The organism is Paraburkholderia sp. GAS82 (assembly GCF_050436285.1).
In the GTDB taxonomy this organism is placed as follows: Bacteria; Pseudomonadota; Gammaproteobacteria; order Burkholderiales; family Burkholderiaceae; genus Paraburkholderia; species Paraburkholderia phenazinium_B.
The window spans coordinates 1-14,684 of sequence record NZ_JBNDLX010000006.1; the positions used below are offsets into that span (position 1 = coordinate 1).

The following is a 14,684-nucleotide window of genomic DNA, read 5'->3' on the forward strand; positions in this document are numbered from 1 at the left end:
TCAGTTCAGTCGTAGAAAGCACGAAGCTGCGAAGGCGCAGCCTCACCAGTCGCTCGACAGACTGCCGGCTCACGCGTTTTTACACGGCCTCGGCCACTTTCGGTCGTTCGACAGTGAGGGTTCGATCGTCGACAATCGCGAAACATGGAACAGCTAGCATCTCTCGCCCGGACCGAAAAAAATGAAAGAACATTGGCAACTGCCGGTCGCGGCGTCAGCTTTACTGCATAGCCCGGAATTTGTCGTCCTTCCACGGCGCGAGTGCGTGTTGAGGTTATTGAGCGAGGGCGACGATGGAACCACCGAGGTGATCGCGCTGCAGTTCGCCGGGGTGGAATGCTACAAGTGCACTTTTCTGACCTCGTGTACTGCGGACATGTTCAACTTCGCGTACGGGAAACTTGTTTCGCTCGATAGCGCGTGGTTAGACGAAGTCCGAAGCACGGGAAAGAAAGATTCGGCGGCTATGAGTGCCTTGCAGCATTTGATGATTACCTTTGACGATGGGCCTTGCTATGAGATCGTGTGCCGTTCGTGGAGCATCACCGAATGACCGTTCACTTCACGTGTTCCGTGGGCGTCTCGCCCCCAACGTCGGGCGAGCATCGGCCATCTTGAGACGTTCGACGCCGCCACACGAATCGTTGATAATCTCAAGATTCGATGCCAAGACGAACGCAATGAGAATAATGGCTGATCGACAGCACTTACTTGACGGACGGACGCTCACAATACTACTGCTGGCCTCCTTCTGGATTTCCGCCAATGCAATGGCCATTGGCGGCCGCGGTGGAGAAGGAGCGCATTTCGGGGGCGAGGACGCTGGATTTGGCCGCTATGGTCGTCGCGGCGAGGCAGATGCACTTCATGACGGCGCAGGCAATCGCTTGCCGGGCGTGGTCACTGCACAGGAAGAAGGAGGCAGGATCGCTGGCCACGACTATGATCGGGATGGGATCGATCTCACCGAGCAGAAGATCCATCCCGATGAATACCCGGTTGTTTCTGGCGGGCATCTTACCGGCTGGCAATCCCTGAGCGATAGACAGGCAAGCCGAGCGGCTTGGCGTGACGCTCATCGTGTCCGCACGCTTTTCATTCTTGCCGGTCTTGTGGTGCTCGGCGTTGCTGTATCTGTGTTCGCATTCAGCTAACCCGTGTGTGAACCTGCTAGAGAGACGCCAGTCGGCCAGGAACGGCCAGTGGGCGCATCCTCTCAGATTGACGACATTCGGAGCTATTTCTCGCTATGAATACCGAGATGCCTAGCAGCGTGCCCGAACACAGATAAACGCAGGGGTCATAGAGAGTTCTGCGTAATGCTCCGGGTCGACGGACTTCATCTCTTCAAGCGGTTTTGGCTCGACGAGCGACTCCAGATTCCAGCCACTTTCGACCAAATCGTTGAGTATGGCTGCAAGCGGGCGTCGATACGACTGAACGAACGGCTTTGGTTCGCCGAAGCCGCCCCAGTACATGCCGAAGCGGGACGTATCGAAGTATGTCCAGGCTCCGTGCGTCCGCTCGTCCATCCAGTCGCGCATGGGATGAGACATCGAGAACACCAATGTTGCGCCAGGACTGGCGACCCTTCTGAATTCTTTAAACACTGGAGCCAGCTCTGCAACGTAGTCGAGCGCCAAGGCACACACGATCTTGTCGAATGACGCATCTTGCAGCCAGTTCAGTGGTTCAGCTAGATTGCCTTCAGCCAACGTGACCGGAAGTCCGGCGCAACGTATGCGGGCAAGCTCGACCATCCGTGGCGTGATGTCAAATGCGTGGACCGTCGCTCCATTGCGGGCGAAGATTTCGCTGAAAATTCCCGGTCCGCATCCCGCATCCAAAATGCGCAAACCGGAGACATCTCCGACTAAAGCAATCGTCGCGGGGCGTTCGTAAAGCGCGTTGTGCGCTTTCGTTGGTGCTACCGAAGCATAGCGATCTGCAAATTCTGCATACGCAGCCAGGCCCAAGGAGGTCGATGATAAGTCCGTATCTGCCATGGATCGCTCCGGGAAAATGGAGCGCGATTATAGTTTGTCAAATTGACTCGCTCAAAATTTTCGGTGAGCACATATTCGGCGTATAAGGCTAAGACCATTGCATCGGACTGAGCCACGGCGGCCGTGATCGGCCATATGCGGTCGGTCGGGACAGGTGCGCAAAGCGTCGACAAACAGCGGGAACACACGCCACGCGCGTCTCACCTGCTACAGCGGCCCAAAAGTCCCGGCGATCAGCGTTGGCTCAGTTATGGAGCCGCTGCCGACGCCGCCGCGGGTTTAAGCGGATCCACAAGACTGTAGTTGTAGAGTTCCCAGTTAAGGTCATCCGCGCTCGCGCCGTAGTAATAATTCGTGCTCTCGTGCTTGATGACGCGTTTTACGGATGGCGCATACCAGTAGGTTTCCGTGAATGTGCTCCCGCGGTGGTATGCACCTTTTACGACGCGATCAACCTCGCCGCGTGCCACGAGTCTGAAAGCAAAAAAGTCGCCGGCAACCACGTGCACAATCTCCGCCCCATCCACTGTAACGTGATGCGCAACCCAGCTTGTCTCCCGCCCGGTTGCCGTGGCGGTATAGTTCTCGTCCCAGCTTGCCCCTACTGAGAGCGGGAAGTGCACATAACCGCGCCCAGGGCGATACTGCGTCGGACCGGATACAGTCACGGCGCCCGCGCGATTCAGATCGATTTCGTATGGGTTTCCGCTGGTCGTTTGCACCGCTATCCGGGTCTGCTCAGGCGTCACCTCGATTACTGTCTGACGCGGCGGGTGCTGCGAGCTCGGGTCCCCCCGGGTTGGCCCAATGGCCCATGTATCGCCCACCCGAAAGACAGGCGTATCGGCCTGCGAAACCGGCTGAATCGTCGATTGCTCGCCAGCCGCGATAGTCCCAAACAAGGGTGACAGGACCACAAATAGCGCAATTCTCGCTGCCTTTCGGTGGCCACGAAGCACGCAGCATTTGTCGAAAAGAGATCCTTTCATCGTGTTGGTCGCTCTTTGCGAGAACTGGAGAGCCTCTGGCTCGCGCTGGCCATCGTAAGCGATAGAGAAACTACCGAAATCTTTCTGGCCAGTTGCGATGTGGAATTCCTCCAGAAATATTTAACCTGAAAGCGCTCGCGCGATGTGCGGTATCACGCATACGGTGGTACCGGCACAACGACACCGGTCTTAGCCCGATGTCGCTAGGGACGCAAGCCGTGATCGCCGCGATCGATGGTTGCCGTAACTGGTCAGTGCGGCATCCGATGCCACGGGTTTTCGGCGATATGCGGCCGCCGACCGGCGGTTCCAGCGGGCTGCCGGACATGAGAACGCGAAGGCTCACGTCCGGCCATGAGCGGTCTTCGGGAGTCGCTCAAGGAACGATTGCTTGCAGCCAGACAGCAGTCGAATTGAGATTACCAACCCAAATCAGCCATCAAATCGAACGTCTCGCAAACGAGCGGCATTGACGCTACGGGCTGTCGCCCTATTCGCTGGCACTCTCTGTCAAAAAACTTCCAGTGCTCCGCGCGCCAGAATTCGAGTGAGAGGTCACCTTCTCCTTCGGCGGCCGCAAACTCGCTAGAAATATTCTCAAAAGAAACTATCTCGACTCTCGTCGTCCGAAGCAGCAGAACGGGGTTATCGAAAAAATCCAGAACAATTTCGATGTCTCCTTCCTGCGGCAGGCGTTCGTCGTCAAATTTCCATGACCACAGCAAGCTACATGTGGCGCGCTTTATGTTGGCCGCTATCAAGGAAATGAGCATTGCAGAAGATTGCTCCGAGTCGCCATAGCTGCCAAATCGAACATTGGCCCCGGCGAGATCGATTCCTCGTTTGCTTAGCGCTGTAATCAAGTCGGGCAGCGTCGGGGTATTGGACATAGACTAGGGCGAGCCACGGTACGGGGTCAGGAATCGAATTCTATTGCATGACGAGGTGTGCACTGGACGTCCGGCATCGAACTGTAAGACGACGTCCGGTACCGGGACCTTAAGAGGCAGGCTCACCTGCCTTTATCCCGCTGCCAGACAGCGGTCGATGCGCCGTATCCAAAGCTGCCCGGCGTGATATACGTGAGGCGGTCCCCTTCAATGACGAATGGTCTCGCCTGTATTTCGCCATCCCAGTTCGGGAACGTTCCCTTCCGAATGTGCAATTTGATCGTGTGCGTAGTCGGGTCCACTACGTATGTTCCGAAATGTGCGACGCTTCCCTGCACAATCTGTTTGTTTTCGTCCGCCGTCGCTGAAAGACGATCGCCTGATGCGAGCTTCGGCAAGTTGGAGCGGACCGCGATCAGCGTATAGCGCCCATCGTCGCCAAAAACGAGCTGACCTTCTGGATGAAGGCCCAGGATCTCCACTGGGCTACCGCTTTTCAAGACGGTCAGAGAGATCAACTTCCAGGTGCCAACCAGGCTCGCCGCTGTTTGTGCGAAGGCGCTCTGAAACGAGAGCAGTGTCACAGCCCAAAACGCAGCGGCAGAGAGCAAAGTAGTTAGATGACGTTGCATGAGAACCTCCATCACGGACAGCACCGATCAGCGGAATCACAAACGATGGGGCTATTGATTCGTCAAGTCGAGCAACTATGCCCGCGGAATCCCGACATGTGAAAATGCGGAAAGGGAAAGGTCAGGACCACGTTGTGGGAGCACTTTGAGTCTAGACGCGACGGTACACCACGCAATATACCGTTCGGCATATGCACGACCGGCCTGCAGAAGCAGGAATCACATGATGTGAATGGAACCGGGATATCAGTCGTCGCGTCGGAGGCGACGAACGGCCAGTTACAGCCGTTCGACAACGTCGCTCAGATCCGGGGCAACCGCCACCGCTGGGGACGTGCAGGTCGATGGAGTATAGGATTTCGGGACTATTCAATGGCGTCGCCGGATTACTGAGCCGAGTGTTACCGATAACGCCTCCAAAGGACAAAGGCCGCCTAGTTGCAGGAGGGTGTCAGATCATGGCTTGCTCAATCTGGGAGAAGCTGTAAAGACCTCTCAGTTCAATTCCAATCATAGCAAGCGCTTCTTTGCCGCCGGTTTCGCGATCGATCACGCACAGCGCCACCGCGACCGGAATACCGTCGGCGCGAAGCTTCGCCGCGGCATCTGAAATGGCTCCGCCGCTGGATACGACGTCTTCGATTAGCACGAGTTTTCGCCCAATCAATTCAGGACCCTCCGCATACTGACAGGTGCCATATTCTTTCGGCTCCTTGCGGATGAAAGCAGCTGGCAAACCAGTTACCTGGCTGAGCATGGTTGCGATGGGAATGCCACCCATTTCAAGTCCACCCAACACCTCCGTGTCAGGCGGAAGCAGCGGTGCCATAGCGTCGGCAATCGCTTTGAGCAACGCTGGATCCGACTCGAAGCGATATTTGTCGAAATAGGTGTTGCTGCGCTTACCCGAACGCAGCAGAAAGTCGCCACTCAGTTTGGAGACGGCGCGAATACGGGCGGGGACAGTCATAAGGCAAGATCCGGTTTTCAAATGACAAGAATAGGTGTCGGCAAGAATACAACACTGAAGGTTGTTGAACGCCATAGTTACTGAATTCAGATCCCTTAGGGAAGCGGTCGCCTGCATGGACTTGACCATGTCGAACGGCCGCTCGCGGCGATTTTGAAGGTCCGTTCCGGGTCGCTTTATGCCCGCTGCAAGAGAGGCTGCGCCCGAGGCGATCGTCGCGCTCTGTCGTCGGCCGCTAGGCGGCTAATTTCGGACCTTGGTTACAACGCCCTACATTGCAATCCGGTGAGCATCGCGCGCCGCCGCATGCTTTCCGCCTCGATGGATAGCCAGTACAGTATGGGAGTATCGCCTCTGACGCTGAGGCGAGGCTTATTGACGCGCCGACGCAACCATTCGTCGCGGTTCGAACAACGCACAGGATTGTTATGCCCGATACCGGCTCCCCGATGCATAACCGTGGTACTGCACCGCAGCCAGATGGCGACGCACGCATTGAGGGGCTGTTGGTGGCGATCAACTCCAACAGTCGTCAGTCCTTGCTGGATTTTTTGCGCGTCCATGTGGCTCTGCCGTCCTCCAGTCCGACGACTGTGGACGAATATGCTGACTGGTTTGTCTCTTTCTCTCGTTTATCGCAAGGCATCGTGCTGCGTGAGATCAAGCCGGTAGAGACGAGCGATTTCACTCAGACGGTAGTTGTAGAGGACCGCATTTACTCCGCTACACATGAATTCCATTTGCGCTTTGAGCCGTTTGAGGACGGCAAGATTCTGGAGATTGAGGTCGGCCCGAGTGAGATGCAGTGCATCGCCAGGTCGCAGGCCGATTGTTTGGGACAAATCCAGGATCTATGCGATCGAGGCGCTCGCGCGGGAGTGTTCTCGGGAACCGTGCTTATCGCACGCGGATCTGAAGTGCTGTTTGAATATGCATGCGGAGCCGCAAACAAGCGGTATGACGTGCCCAACAATCCGGACACTAAATTCAACCTTGGTTCGGCTAACAAAATGTTTACTGCAGTGGCGGTGGCCCAACTGGTGGAACGCGGCCTTCTTAGCTTCACGGATACCGTCGACCAGTACATTGACGACACCTGGCTACCGGCATCGGTGACCCGCCGCATCACGATTCATCATCTGCTCTCGCATACCTCGGGGTTGGGTAACTATTTCAACGAGACATTCTTCAGCGGCTCACGCGCCCGGTTTCGTGCCATCGACGACTTCAAGCCACTCGTGCGCGATGACCTTCCCGCCTTTACGCCGGGTGAACGATTCGAATACAGCAATAGCGGAATGCTGCTAGCCGGAGTGATCATCGAGCGGGTGACGGGCATGAGCTACTACGACTATGTTCGCGAAGCGATCTACGCACCGAGCGGTATGCTCGACACGGATTGCTACGACATCGACGCCCCGGTTCCGAATCTCGCGATGGGCTACATCCCGCTTGTCGATCCGCCGGATCGTCGGAGCGCATCTGGTTGGCGCGAGAATATTTTCGAGCATGTCGCCAAAGGTGGGCCAGCCGGCGGTGGCTACTCGACCGTGCGTGATCTACACCGGTTCGCCAACTCGCTTATTTCGGGCGCCCTCGTGGGCCCGGAAATGCGTCAAGCTCTCTGGACCGATTACGTCGGCGTGGGCTATGGCTACGGTTTCAATGTCGAAAAGACGGCATCGGGCACGATGATCGGTCACGGCGGCGGGTTCCCTGGAATCAGCGCGAGTTTCAGGGTAGCCCTGGGCACTGGATACGTAGTGATTGTCCTGTCCAACTACGACATGGGTACGTTCGGGCTCGCCCGTTGTATCGAGCACGCTGTTGATCAGATACAGCAGTGAACCGCACTGTGACCTGATATATGCGAGATCTGCGATACGTTGCCGCTTAGGGATCTAGAGCCCACGGACTGGCGACGCGCGAATGACCGTTTTCGGCAAAGACGGGGGCCGCAGTGGGTCGGGTATCGCCCCCTGCGGGTGGTGCAGACTGAGTCTCCCTTCCCTCGAAAGGAGATTGTCATGGAAGCGACTATTACCAGCAGCGTGCCTCGCGTACCGTGGAACAAGGACAAGTTGACCGGGCAGAAGCCGCCGCTGAAACTCAGGGAAATCTGGGCCATCCGGATCCGCCTGCAGCTCGGAGCGAGAACGCGTGATCTTGCGATGTTCAATCTGGCGATCGACAGCAAGCTAAGGGCATGCGATCTGACGAAACTGCGGGTGCGCGACGTCTGCCTTGGCTCCCGCGTGGCGCCGCGGGCGACCGTCATGCAGCAGAAGACGCAGCGGCCGGTGCAGTTCGAGATCACGGAGCAAACCCGCGAAAGCGTGGAAGTTTGGATCAAGGCAGCGGGGCTCTTGCCGTCAGACTTCCTGTTTCCGGGTCGGATTCACGCGTCGCCGCACCTATCGACGCGTCAGTACGCGCGGCTCGTACATAGTTGGATACGGTCAATTGGACTCGACGACACCGCGTACGGCACGCACACGATGCGCCGAACGAAAGCATCGCTGATTTACCGCCGCACAAAGAATCTTCGGGCGGTACAGCTCCTGCTCGGCCATACGAAGCTGGAAAGTACAGTCCGGTATCTCGGCATTGAGGTCGACGATGCGCTTGAGATGGCTGAACAAACCGAAGTGTGAGCATCCCAGCCGGGCGGCAATCGGACGCTGTCCGGCCAGTTTCGGACAGTCGACACTGCCACACGGATCGTTAACAATCTAGTCCGGCATCGGGCGCCGGTACTACACTGCGACGCTTACGATCCTTGGAGAAATAGAAAATGAAAGTCCGGTCGGTCATCGCATACATACTGTTCATCGGGATGATTTCGATTTTTCCAGTTGCTTTCGTTCTGTCCGCCGCCGTCTCTGATTCTTTCGCAAATGGTACGCTTCGTGGCCGATTTCAATCCTATGTGGATCGGGTTTGGCGTAGCCACCCTCGTTGTTGCCGCGATCTGTATGCGGACTCGAATATCGGCAAAACGGGTAAATTCGAACCAGCGGATTAGCAGGCGCCAATTGATGGGCTTCCTACTCCTTGTCTTCGCGTATCTGGTCTTTTCCGGGTGGATGCTGACGGACGCTGGTGAGCGACTACTCGTCCGAACCACGTCCCACGAAAGCCGCTATTACTTGACATCCGCGCAGCCAATGTCAAGGAAATGCCAAAACCCCGTGACGTGGTACGACCGTCAAGTCGATGGCACGGTATTTACCTGCTCGACATTTGCGCTCTTTAACTACCCGGCAGACTGGAATGCGCGCCGAGCGTCGATTGTTCATGTGATGACCGGTCCGTATGGTATCCGTGTTCTTTCGATTCATGCCATTGATTCGTTTTTCGGCCAGCAAGACTTGAAAGCGATGAAGGATCGTCGCTGATCGCATGCAGTCACCGAGCCGTCCAAGGCTGCCTGCATGGCCATTTTGGGATGTCTGATCTGGGGAATGCGTATCGTCCGGGTTGTTTGCGGCCCGTCGCATCGGGGCTATAGTTTTATGCCAGTCAGTTGCAGCTAATGTGAGCATGCGTCGATTGCATGCACGGCCGGTTTCGAATGCAAGCAGCTACACTTAAGTTAACGATTCGTTTCCGAGCTGATTTTTGCCACAGCATCATGAGCATTATTCTTGTTGACCTTTCCGAAGATGTTTGCGATGACCGCACAGCTTTTTCTCAATCGCTCTCTGTTGTTTAAGTCGGGCTGAACCGGGGTCAATTGCTCGACCTCATAAAGGTAATCCTCATGTTGCGGCTCTCGCGTGAGACGCCACTCTAGAGTCTTGCCTTTCTGCACGATGTCAGCCTCTCCAATATCATCAAGCTCTCCCGTGAAGCCGTTGGGGAAGTAGACGTGCGCGGCCCCATTGGCTTGATAGCCAACGAAATCAAAGAAACTCGTCTTAGGGTGTCGCATCGCCAACGTTCCGTCATAACTTCCGCAAACCACACTTCCAAATGTGGTAACCGTGATATCAAGTGTGCTCGTTCCCGAAGGGTCTTGCTGGCCGGGCTCCTCCTCTTCAAATGTGGGGGTCTCATATTGCCATGAGCCCTCATGCACCGAAAATGGCGCGGCGCTAGCAGATGCGACAAACGTAGCGATGAGAACATTGACGGCGATTTTCATTGGTATCCAGCAAGCGGGGGAGTTTACGATTTTATCGTTCGGAGGGAGTTGTTGTCCGATAGCAGAGGTTCATCCGGTTTGCCCGCCAATGATGCACCATTTGAGTGGCCGCTCCGGGTAAATCGAAGGGCGCTTCAGGGTCGGCTCATGTCTTTCGCATGAGAACCGCGCCCGGGGTGATCGACGCGCTCGGTCGTCGGGCACTAGCCGGGCCAGTTTCGGCCGTTCGCAAGAGGGGCCGGAATCGTCGACAATCACATCTTCAAGGCAATTTGTACTCAGTCGCATGAGACGATGCCTAACCGTGAGACCTCCCGTATCAACATGCGCCCGATCCATACCACTATTCTTGATCATCGAAATCCTCACGTTGCTGAGGCGATTCTTGCGGTACAGCATGCAGCCTATCGACAAGAAGCCGCGTTGCTTGGCGTCGAGCGTTTTCCGCCACTAGATCGGAACGTGGCAGATATCTTCCCCTCGGAGGATCGTTTCTTCGGAGCATGGATTGACGATGCCATGGTGGGCGTTGCGAGCATAGCGGCGGCCAATCATCAGGCTCCGGCCTGCATCTCGTCTATGACGGTGAGCCCGAGCTATCAGCGAAGAGGCGTTGCGAGCGCCTTAATGTCGACTCTTCTGGCGGAAGTTGGTGCGGAACCACTCACGGTTTCGACCGGGGCACGAAATAGTCCTGCTATCGCACTCTATGTGGCGTTCGGATTTGTCGTTGTTAGACCTTGGAGGTTGGAGGAATTCAATCTTGAGCTTGTTGAGCTAGGACGTGCTGCCGCCCCCTTGACTGAGCAACTATAAAATCCGGTCTATAGGCGCAGGAGCATGTCAGATCGCGTTCGGCCACGAAGGGACATTCGACATGCTAGCCTGAATCGTCAAGAATCGAGGCATCAAGCCGCATCAATAAGTTGATGCGTGTGGGAGCAACGGCCTGTGGTCAAGGTACCACATTGACGACCGGATCGTTGATAGCCGGGATGCGCAAGCGCTGGGGAGACTACATGAACCACAAGACATTGCTCGCAGAATACAAAGACGCGTTAGCGACTCAACGCTGGGAGGTAGTCGCACCGTTGATTCACGAAGACGCGTGCTTCATCTTCAGTGAAGGGACTTACTTTGGAAAGGCCGAAATCGAAGCCGCCGTCAGAGCAACCTTTAATCTCATAGAAAACGAGCACTACGCTATCAAAGATGTCGTGTGGACCTATGTCCACGACGACAGTGCCGCCTGCACATATGGCTTTGAGTGGTCCGGATTGATCAAGGGTCAACCGGCATCGGGAACGGGGCGAGGTACCACAGTGGCCGTGCATTGTGGAGATGGATGGCAAATCATTCACGAGCACCTTGGGCCGTCTGCAAGCTGATCGCCTTGAATCGTGGCAGTCCCCGAGGCGGCATGCGCAGAGTGCGACGAACGGATCAACGACCAAGCGTCGTCATGGGACAGGCACCGGCCAACAACGGTCAATCGGCATGCATCCGTAGATGGTCGACAGTCATTAGGCATTTCGCAACCGGTCATATCGCGCGTGTCCGCGCGCAAGGAGATATTGCGCCCCGTATTTCGTCCGAGTACCTTTGCAGGCCAGATCAGCAACTGAAACAGGAATTTGTCCTTGTAACTTGACCTTGTGCGTATTGCCACACATAAGCCGCTTAGCATGAGCTTTCTGCCGAGCGTGTTTTCGCTCGTTTGTCGAGCGTATGCACAATCAAAAGGTCAATAGCATGAACGAAACAGGTCATTCAGAAGAGTATTTCGGCGATTACCGCGATCATTGGTGGAACGCGGATTTCGTCAATTTGATCGCCCAGCGGTTGAATCTGGCATCGAAGCACTCCGCGCTCGATGTCGGATGCGGATTGGGGCATTGGACGCGGATCATCGCGCCACACCTGGCCGCAGGTGCGATAGTGCGTGGCGTGGACGCCGATCCGAAGTGGGTGCGCGATGCTCCCGCATGGACAGCCACGATGCGTGATCGAGGACTGGACGTTCGTGTCGAGTATGGCGATGCGCTATCACTTCCATTCGCTGACGCCAGTTTTGACTTCGTCACGTGCCAGACAGTGTTGATTCACGTAAGCGATCCTCAGCACGCGATGCGCGAGATGCTTCGTGTTCTGAAGCCAGGCGGATTGCTTCTTTGTGTTGAACCCGACAACCTGTGTGCGACAACGATGCGCTCATCGTTCGGCGACGAATTCACCTCGAAAGAATGTGCGGAAGGTTACGAGTTCGCCTTGACAATCGAGCGTGGACGTCGAGTACTGGGGCGCGGGGATCATTCACTCGGCGGACTTGTTCCCGGCTATTTCAACCAGGTCGGCCTCCAGCAAATACGGACATGGATATCGGATAAGGCTATTCCGCTTTATCCGCCGTACGAACGAGCGGAGCAACGAATCATTGTTGATGGTATGAAAGCGTGGCAACAAGCTGACGACCCGGCTCGGAAATCAGAGACGCGGGGGTTCTTTGTTGCCGGAGGCGGCGATGCCTCGCAATTCGATGCACTGTGGGCGAGAGATGTTGAGAACCAAGCACGATATGCGCAGGCCATCGGTGCTGGATCCGTTGTGCTTGGCGGTGCAGCATTGATGTGTCTCGTTAGCGGCATCAAGCCGAACCTGTCGCCAAGTGCCGAAGCAGATGTCGCTCGGCGAGCTTAAAGTAAGTTAGTCGGCGTGTTTGGCTTTTTGACGAGAGGCCGGTCACTTTCGACGGTAAGTGACCGGCTCAATTGATCTGATCCGAACCTTATACGCGTGCTGGCGAGCCGAAGTACACGTGGACGATCTGCATTGATTGATGCGAGCGGAGTGTCTGCTTAGGAGAAAGATGAAAGGCAGGAGCGGGTCGCGTGCTGTCGATCACGATTCGGCGAGGTCCGCGGTGTGCGTGGAACAATGACTGGCCATAAAGATCCGGCCGACTGCTGCGGCCAGACAGCCGTTAATCCACAGACTGCCGCCAGACGGATGCGACACGACAACTAACCGGCGCTCTACAAAAATTTGTTGGCCCCGCTCGGACCTGATGGATCCGGCATATTTCAACGCGCCGCGTTTGATGTAGATGCGGATAAGGTTGTGTTTGCTCCGGAGGAACGCGCACTGCCAAATAGCATGCTGATTTTCGACGGGATGTTCGTGCACCGGCCAGAGTTGCGAGCGATCTGGGATTTTTCAATATTCCTTATCCCCTCAGACTTGGCGGAGCTAGATGCTTTGTCTAACTCGAGAACCCAATTGTGCGCATTGCGACGGCTTGGAGCCCTACGCACGTAGCGCCCCGGCGCTCGGGGTATTCGAAGGCACGTGTGGGGTGTACTTATTGCAGCGGTGGTGCAGGAGCCAATTTTTGTGCGAGATCTAACGTAACTGATCAGGAAGGGCGGACTGCCTCACTTCAAAGCGTGTATTGTTACCTTGCGAATTCCCACTTGCTGCTGGCGGGAATTGGACTTCAGAATACAGCATCCAAAATAAGGAAAATAGATGAACAGACCGGTATCGATCACGGTGCTCGCATGGTATTCAATTTTATCTACCTTGATCACGACGCCTTTCATGTTCAAAACGCAAACATCGATGACGCTCCTTGGTCTTCCGATTGGGTTTACGTATCACCTGATCGTCGTGTCGGTCCAGATAATTAGCGCCGTAGGTTTGCTAAGGGGGCTGCCTTGGGCACGTTTGTTGTTTGTCGGTCGGTTGGTATTCGTGACGGCTGTCATCGCAGTAAAAATGTCGAGCTCCCAGATGATTGCCGCACTACCGATCGTGGCGATTATCGACGGAGGAGTGTTCTTTGTGCTATATCGGTCGTCCGCCGAGGTGTATTTCGGGAAGAAATATACCGTTCAAAAATTAAAGCAGGACTAGTTGAACGACCGCTTTGGAGAAGCGCGACCGTCCCTTGGGGTCGATGACGGTCCGCCGCGTCAGGCGACTGTCGGCCAGCTTAAAACGTTCGCCCCGAATGTCTACATCGTCAGCAATCAGGAAATATCGCCCCAAATAACCTTGAGCCACCAAAAGCGGTTTCATAAATACCCCCTCCTAATTTCTTCGGTATTTATGAAATGAAAATCTGCTCTAGTCACTATGCATTGCGTGAGAAACGATGTCCCAGTTCACGCAACCACATGAGAAAGGTATTAATAGCGGGATCCCCAAGGCGGGCATTATGGACGTAGCTGCAGTAGCGCCATGCCGGCAGAGCCGGTCCGTCGAACGGAAACACGAGACGCCCCTCTTCGATATCAAGTGCTACAAGCGCGGTCGGGCCCATCGCGATACCCAGGCCATCAATAGCGGCCTGCAACGTCAGATAAAAGTGATCCAGTTGCTGGGAATTGCGTGTAGCGAGCCGAGGGTTGCCGCACGCCGCGAGCCATTCGTCCCAAAGGCCGGGATAGGTCGCCGTGTGCAGCAGGGTGTGATGCGCCAGATCCGAGACATGGTGTATCGGATGAGATTCCAGCACCTTGGGCGAGCACACCGGCAGCCGGACTTCCGACAGAAATTCATTGACTACATACCCTGTCGCTTTCTGCTCGCGGCCGCGAATCGCCACGTCGCATTCGTCGCGCAGTCTTTCGATCGGTTCATCCGAGGTAGTCAGGCGGACTTCCACCGCCGGATTGCTCAACTGGAAGTGGGAAAGCTGCGGCAATAGCCATCTCAACGCGAACGTAGTCGGCGCATTGACCCTGACGATCTGCTGTCGCGTAACGCGAAGATGTTCGTCGGTCGCCAGCGCGATGCGGTCGAGTGCCGCCGATATCTCCGACAGGTAGGCGCGTCCCGGTGCGGTCAGTACCACCCTTCGGCCGCGGCGTTCAAACAGGTCGTGTCCAAGCCAGGCCTCTAGTTGTCCCACTTGCCGGCTCACTGCCCCGTGCGTGACGCAAAGCTCGTCGGCTGCGGCTGAAAAGCTCTCGGCCCTGGCGGCCGCCTCAAACACGCGCAGTGCGTTCAACGGTGGCAAACGACGTGGCATACGGCAAATCTCTATGTG

Annotated in this window: 17 protein-coding genes; 9 read left to right on the forward strand and 8 right to left on the reverse strand. The window is 56.0% G+C overall.

Annotated features, from left to right (window positions below):
* Positions 1-181: 181 nt before the first annotated feature.
* Together P3T17_RS19175 and P3T17_RS19180 are read left to right on the forward strand one after the other, a co-directional pair.
* Positions 182-553, forward strand: coding sequence for a hypothetical protein (locus tag P3T17_RS19175; protein WP_429408542.1), 372 nt, complete (start codon positions 182-184; stop codon positions 551-553).
* Positions 554-689: 136 nt separating this feature from the next.
* Positions 690-1,154 carry a hypothetical protein gene (locus P3T17_RS19180; protein WP_429408543.1) on the forward strand — a complete coding sequence of 155 codons (465 nt, stop codon included), beginning with the start codon at positions 690-692 and terminating at the stop codon, positions 1,152-1,154.
* Between the two features lie 111 nt (positions 1,155-1,265).
* Here the strand turns inward: P3T17_RS19180 and P3T17_RS19185 are convergent, their stop codons facing one another.
* From P3T17_RS19185 to pyrE, 5 genes are all read right to left on the reverse strand, one after another.
* Positions 1,266-2,006, reverse strand: coding sequence for a class I SAM-dependent methyltransferase (locus tag P3T17_RS19185; RefSeq protein ID WP_429408544.1), 741 nt, complete (start codon positions 2,004-2,006; stop codon positions 1,266-1,268).
* Positions 2,007-2,254: 248 nt separating this feature from the next.
* Positions 2,255-2,728: a hypothetical protein gene (locus P3T17_RS19190; RefSeq protein ID WP_429408545.1), complete on the reverse strand. Its 474-nt coding sequence runs from the start codon at positions 2,726-2,728 to the stop codon at positions 2,255-2,257.
* A 686-nt stretch (positions 2,729-3,414) separates the two neighbouring features.
* Complete coding sequence (locus P3T17_RS19195) at positions 3,415-3,885, reverse strand: ASCH domain-containing protein (RefSeq protein WP_144157949.1); 471 nt, start codon at positions 3,883-3,885, stop codon at positions 3,415-3,417.
* Positions 3,886-4,007: 122 nt separating this feature from the next.
* Complete coding sequence (locus P3T17_RS19200) at positions 4,008-4,517, reverse strand: lipocalin-like domain-containing protein (RefSeq protein ID WP_429408546.1); 510 nt, start codon at positions 4,515-4,517, stop codon at positions 4,008-4,010.
* Between the two features lie 451 nt (positions 4,518-4,968).
* Positions 4,969-5,616 carry an orotate phosphoribosyltransferase gene (gene pyrE / locus P3T17_RS19205; RefSeq protein ID WP_429289085.1) on the reverse strand — a complete coding sequence of 216 codons (648 nt, stop codon included), beginning with the start codon at positions 5,614-5,616 and terminating at the stop codon, positions 4,969-4,971.
* A gap of 299 nt (positions 5,617-5,915) precedes the next feature.
* On the opposite strand from pyrE, the gene P3T17_RS19210 reads away from it, so the two are divergent.
* The 3 genes from P3T17_RS19210 (at position 5,916) to P3T17_RS19220 (ending at position 8,885) form a co-directional block, all read left to right on the forward strand.
* The gene (locus P3T17_RS19210; RefSeq protein ID WP_429408547.1) at positions 5,916-7,334 is read left to right on the forward strand and encodes a serine hydrolase domain-containing protein; all 1,419 of its coding nucleotides are present in this window, start codon (positions 5,916-5,918) and stop codon (positions 7,332-7,334) included.
* A gap of 180 nt (positions 7,335-7,514) precedes the next feature.
* Positions 7,515-8,141: a tyrosine-type recombinase/integrase gene (locus P3T17_RS19215; RefSeq protein WP_429408548.1), complete on the forward strand. Its 627-nt coding sequence runs from the start codon at positions 7,515-7,517 to the stop codon at positions 8,139-8,141.
* A 255-nt stretch (positions 8,142-8,396) separates the two neighbouring features.
* Positions 8,397-8,885 (forward strand): hypothetical protein, encoded by a 489-nt coding sequence (locus P3T17_RS19220; protein WP_429408549.1) that lies wholly within the window; start codon positions 8,397-8,399, stop codon positions 8,883-8,885.
* A gap of 197 nt (positions 8,886-9,082) precedes the next feature.
* Here P3T17_RS19220 and P3T17_RS19225 read toward each other — a convergent pair whose 3' ends face one another.
* Positions 9,083-9,634 (reverse strand): hypothetical protein, encoded by a 552-nt coding sequence (locus tag P3T17_RS19225; RefSeq protein ID WP_429408550.1) that lies wholly within the window; start codon positions 9,632-9,634, stop codon positions 9,083-9,085.
* 294 nt (positions 9,635-9,928) lie between these two features.
* On the opposite strand from P3T17_RS19225, the gene P3T17_RS19230 reads away from it, so the two are divergent.
* From P3T17_RS19230 to P3T17_RS19245, 4 genes are all read left to right on the forward strand, one after another.
* A complete protein-coding gene (locus tag P3T17_RS19230) occupies positions 9,929-10,450 on the forward strand; it encodes a GNAT family N-acetyltransferase (protein WP_429408551.1) in 522 nt (173 codons plus the stop codon).
* A 203-nt stretch (positions 10,451-10,653) separates the two neighbouring features.
* Positions 10,654-11,022 (forward strand): YybH family protein, encoded by a 369-nt coding sequence (locus P3T17_RS19235; protein WP_429408552.1) that lies wholly within the window; start codon positions 10,654-10,656, stop codon positions 11,020-11,022.
* Positions 11,023-11,386: 364 nt separating this feature from the next.
* Complete coding sequence (locus tag P3T17_RS19240) at positions 11,387-12,331, forward strand: class I SAM-dependent methyltransferase (protein WP_429408553.1); 945 nt, start codon at positions 11,387-11,389, stop codon at positions 12,329-12,331.
* Between the two features lie 828 nt (positions 12,332-13,159).
* The gene (locus P3T17_RS19245) at positions 13,160-13,546 is read left to right on the forward strand and encodes a hypothetical protein (RefSeq protein ID WP_429408554.1); all 387 of its coding nucleotides are present in this window, start codon (positions 13,160-13,162) and stop codon (positions 13,544-13,546) included.
* On the opposite strand, the gene P3T17_RS19250 is transcribed toward P3T17_RS19245, so the two are convergent.
* Positions 13,532-13,711 carry a hypothetical protein gene (locus P3T17_RS19250; protein WP_429408555.1) on the reverse strand — a complete coding sequence of 60 codons (180 nt, stop codon included), beginning with the start codon at positions 13,709-13,711 and terminating at the stop codon, positions 13,532-13,534. The two genes, P3T17_RS19245 and P3T17_RS19250, sit on opposite strands and share 15 nt — an antisense overlap.
* Positions 13,712-13,766: 55 nt before the next feature.
* Complete coding sequence (gcvA, locus tag P3T17_RS19255) at positions 13,767-14,666, reverse strand: transcriptional regulator GcvA (protein ID WP_429408556.1); 900 nt, start codon at positions 14,664-14,666, stop codon at positions 13,767-13,769.
* Positions 14,667-14,684: the final 18 nt, after the last annotated feature.